13 protein-coding genes are annotated in these 15,551 nt (G+C 69.5%); 12 read left to right on the top strand and 1 reads right to left on the bottom strand.

Annotation, left to right across the window (positions count from 1 at the left end; translation table 11 throughout):
* Window positions 1-90 precede the first annotated feature (90 nt).
* Window positions 91-1,008 (bottom strand): LysR family transcriptional regulator, encoded by a 918-nt coding sequence (locus V8201_RS14835; RefSeq protein ID WP_037536980.1) that lies wholly within the window; start codon window positions 1,006-1,008, stop codon window positions 91-93.
* A gap of 57 nt (window positions 1,009-1,065) precedes the next feature.
* Here V8201_RS14835 and V8201_RS14830 point away from each other — a divergent pair, with 57 nt between their 5' ends.
* The 12 genes from V8201_RS14830 to V8201_RS14775 all read left to right on the top strand — a co-directional run bounded on the left by V8201_RS14830 (window position 1,066) and on the right by V8201_RS14775 (window position 15,536).
* Window positions 1,066-2,613, top strand: a complete 1,548-nt coding sequence (locus V8201_RS14830) for a CoA-acylating methylmalonate-semialdehyde dehydrogenase (RefSeq protein WP_336545758.1) — start codon at window positions 1,066-1,068, stop codon at window positions 2,611-2,613.
* Window positions 2,614-2,617: 4 nt separating this feature from the next.
* Window positions 2,618-3,766 (top strand): acyl-CoA dehydrogenase family protein, encoded by a 1,149-nt coding sequence (locus tag V8201_RS14825; protein WP_336545757.1) that lies wholly within the window; start codon window positions 2,618-2,620, stop codon window positions 3,764-3,766.
* A gap of 40 nt (window positions 3,767-3,806) precedes the next feature.
* Window positions 3,807-4,871, top strand: coding sequence for an enoyl-CoA hydratase/isomerase family protein (locus V8201_RS14820; protein WP_336545756.1), 1,065 nt, complete (start codon window positions 3,807-3,809; stop codon window positions 4,869-4,871).
* Entirely contained in the window at window positions 4,856-5,776 is a 921-nt protein-coding gene (gene mmsB / locus V8201_RS14815) for a 3-hydroxyisobutyrate dehydrogenase (RefSeq protein WP_336545755.1), read from the top strand. Before V8201_RS14820 ends, mmsB begins: the two co-directional genes overlap by 16 nt.
* Before the next feature lie 149 nt (window positions 5,777-5,925).
* On the top strand, window positions 5,926-6,816 hold the full coding sequence (locus V8201_RS14810) for a TorF family putative porin (RefSeq protein ID WP_336545754.1): 891 nt from the start codon (window positions 5,926-5,928) through the stop codon (window positions 6,814-6,816).
* 107 nt (window positions 6,817-6,923) lie between these two features.
* Window positions 6,924-7,013 (top strand): K(+)-transporting ATPase subunit F, encoded by a 90-nt coding sequence (gene kdpF, locus V8201_RS14805; RefSeq protein WP_037531783.1) that lies wholly within the window; start codon window positions 6,924-6,926, stop codon window positions 7,011-7,013.
* 13 nt (window positions 7,014-7,026) lie between these two features.
* The gene (gene kdpA / locus V8201_RS14800; RefSeq protein WP_271300136.1) at window positions 7,027-8,730 is read left to right on the top strand and encodes a potassium-transporting ATPase subunit KdpA; all 1,704 of its coding nucleotides are present in this window, start codon (window positions 7,027-7,029) and stop codon (window positions 8,728-8,730) included.
* An 11-nt stretch (window positions 8,731-8,741) separates the two neighbouring features.
* Complete coding sequence (gene kdpB / locus V8201_RS14795) at window positions 8,742-10,778, top strand: potassium-transporting ATPase subunit KdpB (RefSeq protein ID WP_336545753.1); 2,037 nt, start codon at window positions 8,742-8,744, stop codon at window positions 10,776-10,778.
* A gap of 59 nt (window positions 10,779-10,837) precedes the next feature.
* Window positions 10,838-11,410: a potassium-transporting ATPase subunit KdpC gene (kdpC, locus tag V8201_RS14790; protein WP_271300138.1), complete on the top strand. Its 573-nt coding sequence runs from the start codon at window positions 10,838-10,840 to the stop codon at window positions 11,408-11,410.
* Window positions 11,411-11,423: 13 nt separating this feature from the next.
* Window positions 11,424-14,093 (top strand): DUF4118 domain-containing protein, encoded by a 2,670-nt coding sequence (locus tag V8201_RS14785; protein WP_336545752.1) that lies wholly within the window; start codon window positions 11,424-11,426, stop codon window positions 14,091-14,093.
* A 1-nt stretch (window position 14,094) separates the two neighbouring features.
* Window positions 14,095-14,778 (top strand): response regulator transcription factor, encoded by a 684-nt coding sequence (locus V8201_RS14780; protein WP_336545751.1) that lies wholly within the window; start codon window positions 14,095-14,097, stop codon window positions 14,776-14,778.
* An 80-nt stretch (window positions 14,779-14,858) separates the two neighbouring features.
* Window positions 14,859-15,536 carry an HAD family hydrolase gene (locus tag V8201_RS14775; RefSeq protein ID WP_037536965.1) on the top strand — a complete coding sequence of 226 codons (678 nt, stop codon included), beginning with the start codon at window positions 14,859-14,861 and terminating at the stop codon, window positions 15,534-15,536.
* Window positions 15,537-15,551 lie beyond the last annotated feature (15 nt).

Genomic DNA, 15,551 nt, shown 5'->3' with positions numbered 1-15,551 from the left:
TCAAATCCTGTCCCCGCAACCATCCCAAAACACCACCAATGCCCCAGCCCCCACGGCCCGGGGCTTTCGTGCGTTCCCGAGGGCTCGGCCTCACCCCAGCAGCCGCTCCCGCTGCTGCTCCACCTGCGCGATCAGCCAACTCTGGAACGCCTGGACGCGGGCGAGGCGGCGTGTGTCCTGATGGGTGACGATCCAGAAGGTGCGGCGGATCTGCCGTTCGGGCAGCACCGGTACGAGATCGGCGGAGGCGTCGCCGATGAAGCGCGGCAGCACGCCGATCCCGGCCGCCGCCGCGATCAGCCGATATTGCGCGTTGATGCTCGAACTGCGCAGCGTCGGTTCGAGCCCCTCGCCGATCTCGTCGAGGTACCGCAATTCGGGCGCGTAGAGCAGGTCGGGGATATAGCCGATCAGCGGCAGTCCGGCGAGCGCGGCGACCGAGTCGATCGGCGGGCGCTCGGCCAGGAAGCGGGGATTGGCGTAGAGGCGCAGGCTGTAGTCGGCGAGCTTGCGGCTGACCACCGGACCCGACCGGGGGCGGGCGAGCAGGATCGCCATATCGGCTTCACGCCGGGAGGGGTTGAGGAAGCCGCTGGTCGCGGCGAGGTCGATGGTCAGTTGCGGGTGCTCGGCGGTGAAGGCGCGGAGCAGCGGCGCGACGATCCAGGTGCCGAACCCCTCCGACACGCTGACCCTGAGCAGCCCGGTGATCCCGCCGGCATCGGGCTGGCGCTGGATCGGCTCGGCGGCACGTTGCATCGCGCGCACCTGAGCGAGCAGCCGCTCGCCGGCGCTGGTCGGCAGGTGGCCGCTGCGCGATTGTTCGAACAACGTCTGGCCGAGCCGCTTCTCGAGCCGCCGCAGCCGCCGCCCCATCGTCGAGGCGTCCACCCCCATCACCTGCGCGGCGCGCGCGAGCTGGCCGCTTTCGGCAATCGCCAGGAAGGATTGCAGGTCGCTCCACGGCAGTGCGGCCGGGCCGTGCGTTTTTGCAGGTTCGGATTGCATAAACGCTGCTTGCTTGCACGCAGGCAGGGGTGCAGGCAAGCGACCAAGGAGAGAAAGATGCGCGCAATCGACCATGTCATCGCCGGGCAGGGCGGCTCTGCCGGCGGCCGCACCGCGTCGGTGTTCGATCCCAACACCGGTCAGGTCCAAGCGGAGGTGCGGCTCGGCGGCAGCGCCGATCTCGATCGCGCGGTGGCCGCGGCGCAGGCGGCGCAACCCGCGTGGGCGGCGACCAATCCGCAACGGCGCGCGCGCGTGATGTTCCGCTTCAAGGAGCTGGTCGAGCGCGACATGGATTCGCTCGCGGCGCTGCTCTCGTCGGAACACGGCAAGGTGATCGCCGACAGCAAGGGCGATATCCAGCGCGGGCTCGAGGTGATCGAATTCTGCTGCGGCATTCCGCACGTGCTCAAGGGCGAATATACCCAGGGCGCCGGGCCGGGGATCGACGTCTATTCGATGCGCCAGCCGATCGGCATCGGCGCTGGCATCACGCCGTTCAACTTCCCGGCGATGATCCCGCTGTGGATGTCCGGCGTCGCGATTGCCACCGGCAACGCCTTCATCCTCAAGCCGTCGGAGCGCGATCCGAGCGTGCCGGTGCGGCTCGCCGAACTGTTCCGCGAGGCGGGGCTGCCCGAGGGCATCCTGCAGGTCGTGCATGGCGACAAGGAGATGGTCGACGCGATCCTCGATCATCCCGCCATCGGTGCGGTCAGCTTCGTCGGCTCGTCCGACATCGCGCATTACGTCTATCGGCGCGGCGTCGCGGCGGGCAAGCGCGTCCAGGCGATGGGCGGCGCCAAGAACCACGGCATCGTCATGCCCGACGCCGACCTCGATCAGGTCGTCGCCGATCTCGCCGGCGCGGCCTTCGGCTCGGCGGGCGAGCGCTGCATGGCGCTGCCGGTGGTGGTGCCGGTCGGCGAGCGCACCGCCGAGGCGTTGCGCGCCAAGCTGATCCCGGCGATCGATGCGCTGCGCGTCGGCGTCTCGACCGATGCGGAGGCGCATTACGGCCCGGTCGTCACCGCGCAGCATCGCGATCGGATCGAGCAATGGATCCAGACCGGCGTCGACGAGGGCGCCGAGCTGGTCGTCGACGGCCGCGGCTTCGCGTTGCAGGGGCACGAGCAGGGCTTCTTCATCGGCCCGAGCCTGTTCGACCATGTCACGCCGACGATGCGCGCCTATCAGGAGGAGATCTTCGGCCCGGTGCTGCAGATCGTCCGCGCGCCCGATTTCGAGACGGCGGTGCGGCTGCCGAGCGAGCATCAATATGGCAATGGCGTCGCCATCTTCACCCGCAACGGTCATGCCGCCCGCGAATTCGCGGCGCGCGTCAACGTCGGCATGGTCGGGATCAACGTGCCGATCCCGGTGCCGGTCGCCTATCACACCTTCGGCGGCTGGAAGCGGTCGGCGTTCGGCGACACCAACCAGCACGGTATGGAGGGCGTCAAATTCTGGACCAAGGTCAAGACGGTGACGCAGCGCTGGCCGGACGGTATGGGAGCGGGCAGCGGCGGCGACCTGCCGCGCGGCAGCGAGGATGGTGGCCCGAGCCGCATCCAGGACGCTTTCGTCATCCCGACAATGGGCTAACAGCATGACCATCGGCCAGTTCGACCTCACCGACGACCAGCGCGAGATCCAGGAGCTCGCGCGCCGCTTCACCGCCGACCGGATCACCCCGTTCGCCGGCGAGTGGGACGAGCAGCACATCTTCCCGCGCGACACGATCAAGGCGGCGGCGGAGCTCGGCTTCGGCGCGATCTACGTGTCCGAGGAATCGGGCGGGATCGCGCTCGGCCGGCTGGAAGCGGCGCTGATCATGGAGGCGATGGCCTATGGCTGCCCGTCGACCAGTGCGTTCATCTCGATCCACAATATGGCCTCGTGGATGATCGACCGGTTCGGCAGCGCGACGGTCAAGGGCAAGTATTTGCCCGCGCTCGTCACGATGGACCAGCTCGCCAGTTACTGTCTGACCGAGCCGGGCTCGGGATCGGACGCCGCCGCGCTCAAGACGCGCGCGGTGCGCGACGGCGATCATTATGTCGTCACCGGCTCCAAACAGTTCATCTCGGGCGCGGGCGAGAACGAAGTCTATGTGACGATGGTCCGCACCGGCGAGGACGGGCCGCGCGGGATTTCGGCGCTGGTCATCGAACGCGACATGCCGGGGGTGAGCTTCGGTGCCAACGAGCGCAAGCTCGGCTGGCATTCGCAGCCGACGCGACAGGTGACGTTCGACGGCGTGCGCGTGCCGGTCGAGAATCTCGTCGGCCACGAAGGCGACGGGTTCCGCATCGCGATGAGCGGGCTCGACGGCGGCCGGCTCAACATCGGCGCGTGCAGCCTCGGCGGCGCGCAGCGCTGCCTTGACGAGGCGGTCCGCTATACCAGGGATCGGCGGCAGTTCGGCAAGGCGATCGCCGACTTCCAGGCGACGCAATTCACGCTCGCCGACATGGCGACCGAGCTGGAGGCGGCGCGCGCGCTGCTCTACGTCGCCGCGGCCAAGGTGACGGGCGAGGCGCCTGACAAGACGCGCTTCGCAGCGATGGCCAAGCGGCTCGCCACCGATACCGGGTCGAGCGTCGTCGACCGGGCGCTGCAACTGCACGGCGGCTACGGCTATCTGATGGACTATCCGATCGAGCGTTTCTGGCGCGACCTGCGCGTCCATTCGATCCTCGAAGGCACCAATCAGGTGATGCGGATGATCGTCGGGCGGGAATTGGTGCGGGAATGATCGGGCGCGCGCATGTCCTCCCCGTGCCGGGGAGGAACAAGTGAGTGATGTCATCACCGAAGTGGCCGGCGGCGTCGGCCGGCTGCGGCTCAATCGCCCGCAGGCGCTGCATGCGCTGACGCTCGACATGTGCACCGCGATGGCCGGGGCGCTCGATCGCTGGCGCGACGATCCGCAGATCGCCGCGGTGCTGCTCGACCACGCGCCGGCGCCGGACGGCGACGCGAAACGGTCGCGCGGCTTCTGTGCCGGCGGCGACATCCGCCTGCTCAGCGAGAGCGGGGCGGGGGACGGCGCAGCGGCGCGGAACTTCTTCCTGACCGAATATCGGCTCAACCATCAGCTCTTCACCTATGGCAAGCCGGTGGTCGCGGTGATGGACGGGATCACGATGGGCGGCGGCGTCGGCATCGCCTGCCCGTGCCGCTATCGGGTCGCGACCGAGAATACCAAGCTGGCGATGCCCGAGACGGGGATCGGTCTGTTCCCCGACGTCGGCGGCGGCTGGTATCTGTCGCGGCTGCCGGGGCGGATCGGCCAATATGTCGCGCTGACCGGGCACCGGCTGGACGGCGCGGAATGCGTCGCGCTGGGGCTGGCGACGCATTACGTGCCCAGCGCGCGGCTCGATACGCTCAAGGCGGCACTGATCGCGCGGCCGGAGGCGGTCGCGGCTATCCTCGCCGAACAGGCCGTCGAGCCGGGGCCGGCACGGATCCTGGATCACGCCGCCGCGATCGACCGGCTGTTCGCCGCCGACCGGCTCGAGGACGTTTTCGCCGCGCTCGCCGACGATCCGAGTGCGTTCGCGCAGCAGACGCTGGCGACGTTGCGCACCAAATCGCCGCTGGCGATGAAGGTCAGCCTGCGGCTGCTTTACGACGGCGCCGCCATGCCCGATTTCGCCGCGGAGATGCGGCAGGAATATGCGGTGGCGACGCGCATGGTACAGCAGCCCGACTTTCTCGAAGGCGTGCGCGCGGTGATCGTCGACAAGGATCAGGCGCCGCGCTGGCAGGCGGACACGCCTGCGGCGGTCGACGACGAGGCGGTGGCGCGCATCTTCGCACCGCTGCCGGCGGACGAGGCGTGGACGCCGGGCTGAGCGGCGCAGGCAAAACACAGGAGAGACGAATGGCGCGGATCGGTTTCATCGGCCTCGGCAACATGGGCAGCGGCATGGCCGCCAATCTGGCGGCGAAGGGCCATGACGTCGCGGCCTATGACCTGTCCGCCGAGGCGCTGGCACGGGCCGAAGCCGCGGGCTGCCGCGTCGCCGCCGATGCCGCTGCGGCGGTCGACGGTGCCGAAATGGTGGTGACGATGCTCCCCGCGGGCCGCTTCGTCGAACAGGTCTATGCCGACAGCGTTTTCGCTGCCTGTCCGCCGGGCGCGCTGCTGATCGACTGTTCGACGATCGACGTCGCCACCGCGCGGCGCGTCGCCGCCGCGGCGGAGGAGCGCGGGCTGGTCGCGGTCGATGCGCCGGTGTCGGGCGGGATCGCCGCGGCGCAGGCGGGGACGCTGACCTTCATGGTCGGCGGGCCCGACGCCGCTTATGCGCGTGCCGAGCCGATTCTTTCGGCGATGGGCAAGGCGGTGATCCACGCCGGCGGCAATGGCGCGGGGCAGGCCGCCAAGATCTGCAACAACATGATCCTCGGCGCGACGATGATCGCGACGTGCGAGGCCTTCGCGCTCGCCGAACGGCTCGGGCTCGACGCCCAGGCCTTCTACGATATCGCCAGCGTGTCGTCGGGGCAGAGCTGGTCGATGACGAGCTATTGCCCGGTGCCCGGGGTGGGGCCGGCATCGCCCGCCGACCGGGATTATCAGGGCGGGTTCGCCGCGGCGCTGATGCTCAAGGACCTGCGGCTCGCGATGGAGGCGGCGCGGAGCGTCGGCGCGAGCACGCCGATCGGCGAGCAGGCCGAACGGCTTTACGCCCGCTTCGTCGAGGATGGCGCGGCGACCAAGGATTTCTCCGGGATCATCACCACGCTGCGTTGATCGCCGCCGCGTTGAAGAAAAGCGCGAAACATATGCGCGCTATATGCCTTTGCCGGGAATCGATCTCGATTTGCTACGCGACGTGCGCCTAATCGCACACCCCTGAAGGCGCCGTCACGGGACGGGCGCCGCCAATAAGGGGTGTTGCGATGAACTTGCGTCATATGGCCGTGGTAGCGGCGATGGTGGCGTATCCGGCGGGCGCGGCGGCGCAGGACGTCGCCAAGCCGTCGAGCCCGCAGGCGATCGCCGAACCGCCGACCACGCCGGTCAGGCCGATCACGGTGACCGGCAGCGTATCGGTGCAGAGCGACTATCGGCTGCGCGGCGTGTCGCAGAGCGACGACCGGCCGGCGGTGCAGGGATCGCTGACGATCGCGCACGACAGCGGCCTGTACGTCGGCACCTTCGCGTCGAACCTCGCCGGTTGGGGGACGTTCGGCGGCTCCAACCTCGAACTCGATGCGATCGGCGGCTACAAGCACGCCTTCGGCAGCGCGACGGTCGATGCCGGGCTGACCTGGTACATGTATCCGGGCGGCGCCAGCAAGACCGACTATGCCGAGCTGTTCGCCAAGCTGTCCGGCACCAGCGGGCCGGCGACCCTGCTCGCCGGCGTTGCTTATGCACCGAGCCAGCAGGCGCTCGGCCGATGGTATGACACCGGCGCCGAGGCGGCGGCGGGCGTCTACACGCATCCCGGCGCCAGCCACGACAATCTCTACCTATGGGGCGACGGCGGCGTCGCGGTGCCGCGGACGCCGATCACCGCCAAGGCGCATATCGGCTATTCACGCGGCAATCGCGGGCTCGGCCCCAATGCGACCAGCGCCGCGCCGACCGGCGCCTATTGGGACTGGCAGCTCGGTGCCGATTACGCGATCCGCAACACGCCGCTGACCGTCAACCTCAGCTGGATCGATACCGACATCTCGCGGCGTGAGGCGGCCTATCTGCAGCCGAGCTTCAGCAAGGGGCAGGACGGCCGCGGGTCGATCGCCGGTTCGACGCTGTTCGCCTCGCTCACCGCAGCCTTCTGAAAAGGAACGACCGATGCAGGATCTGATGTGGATCGCGATCATGGTCGGACTGGTGGCGGCGACGCTCGCCTATGTCCGCCTGTGCGACAATGCGTGAGGGAGCTGACATGACGCTCGACCTCTGGCTGGCGGCGCTGACCGCGCTCGGCCTTCTCGTCTATCTGGTGGCGGTGCTGATCCGCCCCGAACGCTTCTGAAGGAGGCGGTGCGATGACCTTGCAGGGCTGGATCCTGATCCTCGGCTTCGTCGGCATCTTGCTGGCGCTCGCCAAACCCGTCGGCCTGTGGCTGTTCGCCCTGTACGAAGGGCGGCGCACGCCACTGCACGTCGTGCTCGGTCCGGTCGAGCGCGGCTTCTACGCGCTCGCCGGCGTCGATCCGCAGCAGGAGCAGGGCTGGCGGCGCTATGCCGTCCACATGCTGCTGTTCAACGCGGTGCTGATGCTGTTCACCTATGCGGTGCTCCGCGTGCAGGGGATGCTGCCCGGCAATCCCCAGCATCTCGCCGCGGTGGGCGAGCATCTGTCGTTCAACACGGCAATCAGCTTCACCACCAACACCAACTGGCAGAGCTACGGCGGCGAGAGCACGATGTCGAACCTCAGCCAGATGCTGGGGCTGACCATCCACAATTTCCTGTCCTCGGCGACGGGGATCGCGCTCGCCTTCGCGCTGTTCCGCGGTTTCGCGCGGCGCGAGGCGAAGACGGTGGGCAATTTCTGGGCCGACGTGACCCGCATCACGCTCTACCTGCTGCTGCCGCTCTGCATCGTCCTGACCCTCGTCTACATCGCCGGCGGCGTGCCGCAGACGCTCGCCGGGGTGGTCGACGTCTCCACGCTGGAGGGCGCGAAACAGTCGATCCTGCTCGGGCCCGTCGCCAGCCAAGAGGCGATCAAGATGCTCGGCACCAACGGCGGCGGCTTCTTCAACGCCAATAGCGCGCATCCGTTCGAGAATCCGACCGCCTTCACCAACATGGTGCAGATGCTGTCGATCTTCGTGCTCGGCGTCGGCCTGACCTGGTGCTTCGGCAAGGCGGTGGGCAATCCGCGGCAGGGCTGGGCGATCCTGGCGGCGATGATGATCCTGTTCCTCGCCGGCACGTCCGTCACCTATTGGGCGGAGGCTGCGGGCAATCCGGTGCTCCACCAGCTCGGCGTCGCCGGCGGCAATATGGAGGGCAAGGAGGTGCGCTTCGGCATCGCCGCCTCGGCGCTCTTCTCCGTGATCACGACCGCGGCGTCGTGCGGTGCGGTCAATGCGATGCACGACAGCTTCACCGCGCTCGGCGGCCTCGTCCCGCTGTTCAACATGCAATTGGGCGAGATCGTCGTCGGCGGCGTCGGCGCGGGCATCTACGGCTTCCTGCTATTCGCGATCCTCGCGGTGTTCGTCGCCGGGCTGATGGTCGGCCGCACGCCCGAATATGTCGGCAAGAAGATCGAGAGCCGCGAGGTCAAGCTCGCGGTGCTGGCGATCGCAGTGCTGCCGCTCGTCATCCTCGGCCTCGCCGCGATATCCTGCGTGCTGCAACAGGGGCTGGCGGGGCCGCTCAACAAGGGGCCGCACGGCTTTTCGGAGATCCTCTACGCCTTCACCAGCGCGGTCGCGAACAACGGGTCCGCCTTCGCCGGCCTGACCGCCAACACGCCCTATTACAACGGGCTGCTCGGCGTCGCCATGTGGATCGGCCGGTTCTTCATCATCGTGCCGGTGCTGGCGATCGCCGGCAGCCTCGCCGCCAAGAAATACACGCCGGAAAGCGCGGGCTCGTTCCCGACCACCGGCGGCCTGTGGGTGGGGCTGCTCGTCGGCGTCATCCTGGTGCTGGGCGGCCTCACCTTCCTGCCGAGCCTCGCGCTCGGTCCGATCGCCGATCATCTCGCGATGATCCGCGGCCAGCTGTTCTAACGGGGGCCATCATGGCGAATACCCAGACCAAGAGCCTGTTCACCGCCGACCTCGTCGTCCCGGCGATCAAGGCGTCGTTCGTCAAGCTCAATCCCAGGGAGCTGATCCGCAACCCGGTGATGTTCGTCACCGCCGCGGTCGCCGCGCTGATGACGGTGCTGCTCGCCATCGGCCATGACGGGCTCGGCATCGGCTTCAAGCTGCAACTCGTCGTCTGGCTGTGGCTGACGGTGCTGTTCGGCACCTTCGCCGAGGCGCTGGCGGAAGGGCGCGGCAAGGCGCAGGCCGCCTCGCTGCGCGCGACCAAGGCGGACCTGACCGCGAAGCGGCTCAAGGGCGACGGCCGCCAGTATGACGATGTGCCCGCCAGCCAGCTCAAGGTCGGCGACATCGTGCTGGTCGAGACCAACGACCTGATCCCCTCGGACGGCGAGGTCGTCGCGGGCGTCGCCTCGGTCAACGAGGCGGCGATCACCGGCGAGAGCGCGCCGGTGATCCGCGAGGCGGGCGGCGATCGCTCCGCGGTGACCGCGGGCACGCGCGTCATCTCCGACGAGATCCGCGTCCAGGTGACGGTGGAGCCGGGCAAGGGCTTCCTCGACCGGATGATCGCGCTGGTCGAGGGCGCCGAGCGGCAGAAGACCCCCAATGAGGTGGCGCTGACGCTGCTGCTCGTCGGACTGACGATCATCTTCCTGATCGCGGTCGCGACCATCCCGGGCTTTGCCGCTTATGCCGGTGGCAGCATCCCGGTGGCGATCCTCGCCGCGCTGCTCATCACGCTGATCCCGACGACGATCGCGGCGTTGCTGTCGGCGATCGGCATCGCCGGCATGGACCGGCTGGTGCGCTTCAACGTGCTCGCCAAATCGGGACGCGCGGTCGAGGCGGCGGGCGATATCGACGTGCTGCTGCTCGACAAGACCGGGACGATCACCGTCGGCGACCGGCAGGCATCGGAGTTCCGCGCGGTCGGCGGCGCCGGCGAGGCGGAACTGGCCGAGGCGGCGCTGCTCGCCAGCCTCGCCGACGAGACGCCCGAGGGGCGGTCGATCGTGCTGCTCGCCCGCGAACGCTTCCGCGTCACCACCACCGCCCTGCCGGACGGGGCCGAGGTCATCCCCTTCACCGCGCAGACGCGCATCTCCGGCGTGCGGAGCGGCGGCACGCTGATCCAGAAGGGCGCGGTCGATTCGATCCTGCGCGCCAATGCGGGCGCCGGCGAAACCGCTGCGGCGACCGAGCTGCGGCGCATCACCGACGAGATCGCACGCGCCGGCGGCACGCCGCTGGCGGTGGCGCGCGACGGCCGCCTGCTCGGCGCGATCTTCCTCAAGGACGTGGTCAAGGCGGGCATCCGCGAGCGCTTCGGCGAGCTGCGCACGATGGGCATCCGCACCGTGATGATCACCGGCGACAACCCACTGACCGCCGCGGCGATCGCGGCCGAGGCGGGGGTGGACGACTTCCTCGCCCAGGCGACGCCGGAGGACAAATTGGCGCTGATCCGCCAGGAGCAGACCGGCGGGCGGCTGGTGGCGATGTGCGGCGACGGCACCAACGACGCGCCCGCGCTGGCGCAGGCCGATGTCGGCGTGGCGATGAACACCGGCACGCAGGCGGCGCGCGAGGCGGGCAATATGGTCGACCTCGACAGCGATCCGACCAAGCTGATCGAGGTGGTCGGGCTCGGCAAGCAGCTGCTGATGACGCGCGGCGCGCTCACCACCTTCTCGGTGGCGAACGACGTGGCGAAATATTTCGCGATCATCCCGGCGATGTTCGTCGCGCTCTATCCCGGCCTCGGCGTGCTCAACGTGATGGGGCTGGCGACGCCGCAGTCGGCGATCCTCAGCGCGATCATCTTCAACGCGCTGATCATCCCGCTGCTGGTGCCGCTGGCGCTCAAGGGCGTAACGTACAAGCCGATGGCGGCCGGGCCGCTGCTGGCGCGCAACCTCGCGGTCTATGGCCTGGGCGGGCTGCTCGCGCCGTTCGTCGGCATCAAGCTCATCGACCTCGTCGTCGGCGGCCTCGGGCTGGCGTGATCTGAACACGGGAAAGCCCCTCCCCTGACGGGGAGGGGCTGAAGGTAGGGAATCGTACAATGAACACAGACATCACTACCGCCGTCCGTCCGGCGATCGTCCTGACGATCCTGTTCGCGATCCTGCTCGGGCTGGTCTATCCTCTTGCGATGACGGGCATCGGACAGGCGATCTTCCCCAGCCAGGCGAACGGCAGCCTCGTCCGTGACGGCGGCGGCCGCGTGATCGGCTCGACCGTCGTCGGTCAGGCGTTCACCAGCGACCGCTATTTCCAGACGCGCCCCTCCGCGGCGGGCAAGGGCTATGACGGGCTCGCCTCGTCGGGGTCGAATTACGGCCCGACCAGCCAGGCGCTCGCCGACCGCGTGAAGGCGGATGTCGCCAGGCGGCGCGGCGAGGGCGTGGAAAATATGCCCGCCGACCTGCTCACCGCGAGCGGGTCGGGCCTCGATCCCGATCTGTCGCCGGCGGCGGCGCTGGCGCAGGCGCCGCGGGTCGCCCGGGTGCGCGGACTGCCGGTCGCGCGCGTCGCGGCGCTGGTCGCACCGCTGACCGAGGATTCCCCGCTCGGCGACCGCCACGTCAACGTGCTCGCGCTCAATCAGGCGCTCGACCGCATGACGCGCCGATGAGGAGCGACGGCTGATGGCGGCCGCGCCGCCGCGCCCCGATCCCGACGCCTTGCTGCGCGCCGCGGTGCAGGAGGGGCGCGGGCGGCTCAAGATCTTCCTCGGCGCCGCGCCCGGCGTCGGCAAGACCTATGAGATGCTGTCCGAAGGCGCGGCGCGGCGGCGCGACGGGGTCGACGTCGTCATCGGCGTGGTCGAGACGCACGGGCGCGCCGAGACCGAGGCGCTGACCCGCGGCCAGGAGATCGTCGCGCGCCGCGCCGTTTCCTATGAGGGGCGGACGCTGCACGAGATGGACCTCGACGCCATCCTCGCGCGTGCGCCGCGGCTGGTGCTGGTCGACGAACTGGCGCACACCAACGCGCCCGGCAGCCGCCATCCGAAACGCTATCAGGATGTCGAGGAGCTGCTCGCGGCGGGGATCGACGTCTATTCGACCGTCAACATCCAGCACGTCGAAAGCCTCAACGACGTCGTCGCCAGCTTTACCCGCGTGCGGGTCCGCGAGACGGTGCCCGACAGCGTGCTCGAACAGGCCGAGATCGAGGTCGTCGACATTCCGCCCGACGAGCTGATCGAGCGGCTCAAGGCGGGCAAGGTCTATCTGCCGCACGAGGCGACGCGCGCGCTCGGCCATTTCTTCTCCAAGTCGAACCTGTCGGCGTTGCGCGAACTGGCGCTGCGCCGCGCCGCGCAGGCGGTCGACGCGCGGATGCTCGACGACGTGCGGGCGCTGGGGCTCGGCGGCACCTGGGCGGGGAGCGACCGGATCGTCGTCGCGATCAACGAACTGCCCGGTGCCGACGGACTGGTGCGCGCCGCCAAGCGCGTCGCCGACAGCCTGCGCGCGCCCTGGACCGCCCTGTTCGTCGAAACGCCGCGCGCCGCGCAGCTCAGCGATGCGCAACATGCCCGCGTCGCCGCGACGATGACGCTGGCGACGCAATTGGGCGCAGCGGTGGCGACCGTGCCGGCGACCAACGTCGTCGCGGGCATCCAGAGCTTCCTCGCCGATGCGCGCGCGACGCAATTGGTGCTCGGCAAGTCGCGGCGCTCGCGCTGGTTCGAACTGCGCCACGGATCGGTGGTCGACCGGGTGATCCGCGACACGCCCGACGTGACGGTGCACGTGCTGCCGGTGTCGGGCGGCGCCAGCGAACCGCGCGGCCGGCGCAAGCCCGCCCGCTGGGGCACGCCGCTCGGCTATGGCGTGACGACCGCGCTGGTCGCGGCGGTGACGCTGGTCGCGAGCGCGCTGTTCCACGTCCTCGACCTCGGCAACGTCGCCTTGCTCTATCTGTTGCCGGTGATGGCGGCGGCGAGCCTGTTCGGTCTGCGCACCGGCCTCTATGCCGGCATCGCCTCCAGCCTCGCCTATAATTTCGTCTTCCTGCCGCCGGTCGGCACGCTGACCATCAGCAATCCCGAGAATGTCGTCTCGGTGGTCGTGCTGCTCGGCATCGCGGTGGCGACCAGCCAGCTCACCGCGCGGGTGCGCGCGCAGGCGGACCTCGCCGCGGCGAGCGCGCGGACCAATGCGACGCTCGCCGGCTTCCTGCGCCAGATCGCCGCGGTCAGCGATCTCGACGCCGCCGCGCGGATGATCTGCGACGACGTCCGCCGGCTGCTCGGCGTGCAGGTGGTGCTGCTCGGCCGCGGGCATGGCGCGCAGCTCGACCTGCTCGCCGCGACCGATCCCGCTTATGCACTGAATACGATGGACAATGCCGCCGCAAACTGGGCGTTCGATACCGGCAATGCCGCCGGCAAGGGATCGAACACGCTCGCCGCCTCGGAATGGCTGTTCCAGCCGCTCAAGGCCGGCGAGCGCGTGCTCGGCGTGCTCGGCGTCGCCAGCGAGAGCGGGCGCAATCCGGTGCGCGCCGACCAGCTGCCGCTGCTCAGCAGCCTGATCGACCAATCGGCGCTGGTGCTCGAACGGTTGCGGCTGCAGGCGGAGATGCGCGACGTCGACGTGGTGCGGACCCGCGACCGGCTGCGCGCGGCGCTGCTGTCGTCGGTGAGCCACGACCTGCGCACGCCGCTCACCGCGGTGATCGCGGCGGCGGCGCAGCTCCACCACGAGGTCAGCCCCGAGCTGATCGCGACGATCGAGGGCGAGGCGGCGCGGCTCAACCGCTTCGTCGCCAATCTGCTCGACATGGCGCGGGTCGAGGCGGGGGCGATCAAGCTCAACGTCGAGGCGATCGACCTCAGCGATGCGGTGACCGGCGCCGCGCACGATGCCCGCCGCGCGCTCGAAGGGCATGACGTGCGGCTCGACGTGCCGCCCGACCTGCCGCTGATCCGTGCCGATCCGCAATTGCTCCACCATTGCCTGCTCAACCTGCTCGACAATGCCGGGCGCTACGGCGATCCCGGCACCGCGATCGTCATCGAGGGGCGCAACCGGTTCGGTGAGGTGCGGCTCGCCGTGCTCGATCACGGTCCCGGTCTGCCGCCGGGGCGCGAGAGCGAGGTGTTCGAGACCTTCACCCGGCTGGAGGGGTCGGATCGCGCCGCCGGCGGCACCGGCCTTGGCCTGGCGATCGTCAAGGCGTTCGCCGAGGCGATGGGGATGATGGTCGAGGCGCGCAATCGCCCCGACGGCGCGGGCGCGGCCTTTGCGCTGATCTTCCCCAGCGCGCTGGTGCTGCGCGATCCCCCGAACGAAAGCCTGTCCTGATATGCCCGCGACGATCCTGGTGGTGGATGACGAGCCGGCGATCCGGCGGCTGCTGCGCAACACGTTGCTCCGCGCCGGTTATGCCGTGGTCGAGGCGGAGGATGGCCGCGCCGCGCTCCACATGGCGGCGGCGGAGCGGCCGGATGCGATCCTGCTCGATCTCGGCCTGCCCGATCGCGACGGGCTCGGTGTCATCCCGCTGCTGCGCAAACAGGGCGATGCGGTGATCCTCATCGTCTCGGCGCGCGATGCGGTCGACGAGAAGGTGACGGCGCTGGATCTCGGCGCGGACGATTTCGTCACCAAGCCGTTCGATACCGAGGAGCTGCTCGCCCGGCTGCGCGTCGCGCTGCGGCATCGCGGACCGGCGGAGGCGGCGCCGCAGGTGGTGGAGCGCGGCAACCTGCGCATCGACCTCGATCGCCGGCTGGTCAGCCGCGGCGGCGAGCCGGTGCATCTGACGCGCAAGGAGCATGACGTGCTGGCGCTGCTGACCCGGCATATCGGGCGGATCGTCACGCATGAAAAGCTGCTCTCGGCCTGCTGGGGCGGCGACGACGATCCGCGCATCGAATATCTGCGCATCGTCATCCGCAACCTGCGCCAGAAGCTCGAAGCCCCCGACCCGGTCGGCAGCGTCATCGCCAACGAACTGGGCGTCGGCTACCGCCTGCGCAGCGACTGACCGGCGGCCGATGCCGCCATCCCTTCGGAACGACCGGCGATCGCCACTGGTTGGCACGATCCAACAACAGGATAGCGGTCATGCCGATCAAGGCGGTTCTTTTCGACATCGACGGTACGTTGGTGGACAGCAACGACATGCACGTGCTCGCCTGGGAACAAGCGTTTGCCGGCATCGGCGCGCAGTTCGACCGGCAGGTGCTGCACGACCAGATCGGCAAGGGCACCGACAAATTGGTGCCGACCTTGCTCCCCGACCTCGACGACGCCGCGGTCGAGGCGCTGGGCGATGCGCATGGCGCGATCTTCAAGCGGCTCTATCTCGAATCGGTGCAGCCGTTCGCGCACGCCTCGGATTTGCTGCGGCACGTCGATGCGCAGGGGCAGCGGGTGGTGCTGGCGTCGTCGGCCTCGGGCGAGGAGCTCGACCATTATCTCAAGCTGCTCGATGCCGAGACGCTGGTGAGCGGGACGACGAGCAGCGACGATGTCGCCGAGACCAAGCCCGCACCCGACATCTTCGCCGCCGCGCTCGACACGCTGGAAGGCGTCACCGCGGCGGAGGCGGTGGTGATCGGCGACACGCCCTATGACATGGACGCCGCGGTGCAATGCGGCATGGCGGCCGTGGCGGTGCGATCGGGCGGATTCAGCGACGATCAGCTCACCGAGGCGGGCGCGACCGCGATCTACGACGATGTCGCCGCGGTGCTGCGCGATTATGCCGGATCGCCGCTCGCTCCGACGCGCGGGGACTGAGCGCGCCGCCACGCA

The organism is Sphingomonas kyungheensis (genome assembly GCF_037120395.1).
Lineage (GTDB): Bacteria > Pseudomonadota > Alphaproteobacteria > Sphingomonadales > Sphingomonadaceae > Sphingomonas > Sphingomonas kyungheensis.
The sequence above is the reverse complement of the archived record's forward strand: the minus strand, read 5'-3'. Positions and strand labels throughout refer to the sequence as shown.

Coding starts and splice junctions, on each gene's coding strand:
- V8201_RS14835 (WP_037536980.1), bottom strand. CDS start 1,008: ATGCAATCCGAACCTGCAAAAACGCACGGCCCGGCCGCACTGCCGTGG.
- V8201_RS14830 (WP_336545758.1), top strand. CDS start 1,066: ATGCGCGCAATCGACCATGTCATCGCCGGGCAGGGCGGCTCTGCCGGC.
- V8201_RS14825 (WP_336545757.1), top strand. CDS start 2,618: ATGACCATCGGCCAGTTCGACCTCACCGACGACCAGCGCGAGATCCAG.
- V8201_RS14810 (WP_336545754.1), top strand. CDS start 5,926: ATGAACTTGCGTCATATGGCCGTGGTAGCGGCGATGGTGGCGTATCCG.
- kdpF (WP_037531783.1), top strand. CDS start 6,924: ATGACGCTCGACCTCTGGCTGGCGGCGCTGACCGCGCTCGGCCTTCTC.
- kdpA (WP_271300136.1), top strand. CDS start 7,027: ATGACCTTGCAGGGCTGGATCCTGATCCTCGGCTTCGTCGGCATCTTG.
- kdpB (WP_336545753.1), top strand. CDS start 8,742: ATGGCGAATACCCAGACCAAGAGCCTGTTCACCGCCGACCTCGTCGTC.
- kdpC (WP_271300138.1), top strand. CDS start 10,838: ATGAACACAGACATCACTACCGCCGTCCGTCCGGCGATCGTCCTGACG.
- V8201_RS14785 (WP_336545752.1), top strand. CDS start 11,424: ATGGCGGCCGCGCCGCCGCGCCCCGATCCCGACGCCTTGCTGCGCGCC.
- V8201_RS14780 (WP_336545751.1), top strand. CDS start 14,095: ATGCCCGCGACGATCCTGGTGGTGGATGACGAGCCGGCGATCCGGCGG.
- V8201_RS14775 (WP_037536965.1), top strand. CDS start 14,859: ATGCCGATCAAGGCGGTTCTTTTCGACATCGACGGTACGTTGGTGGAC.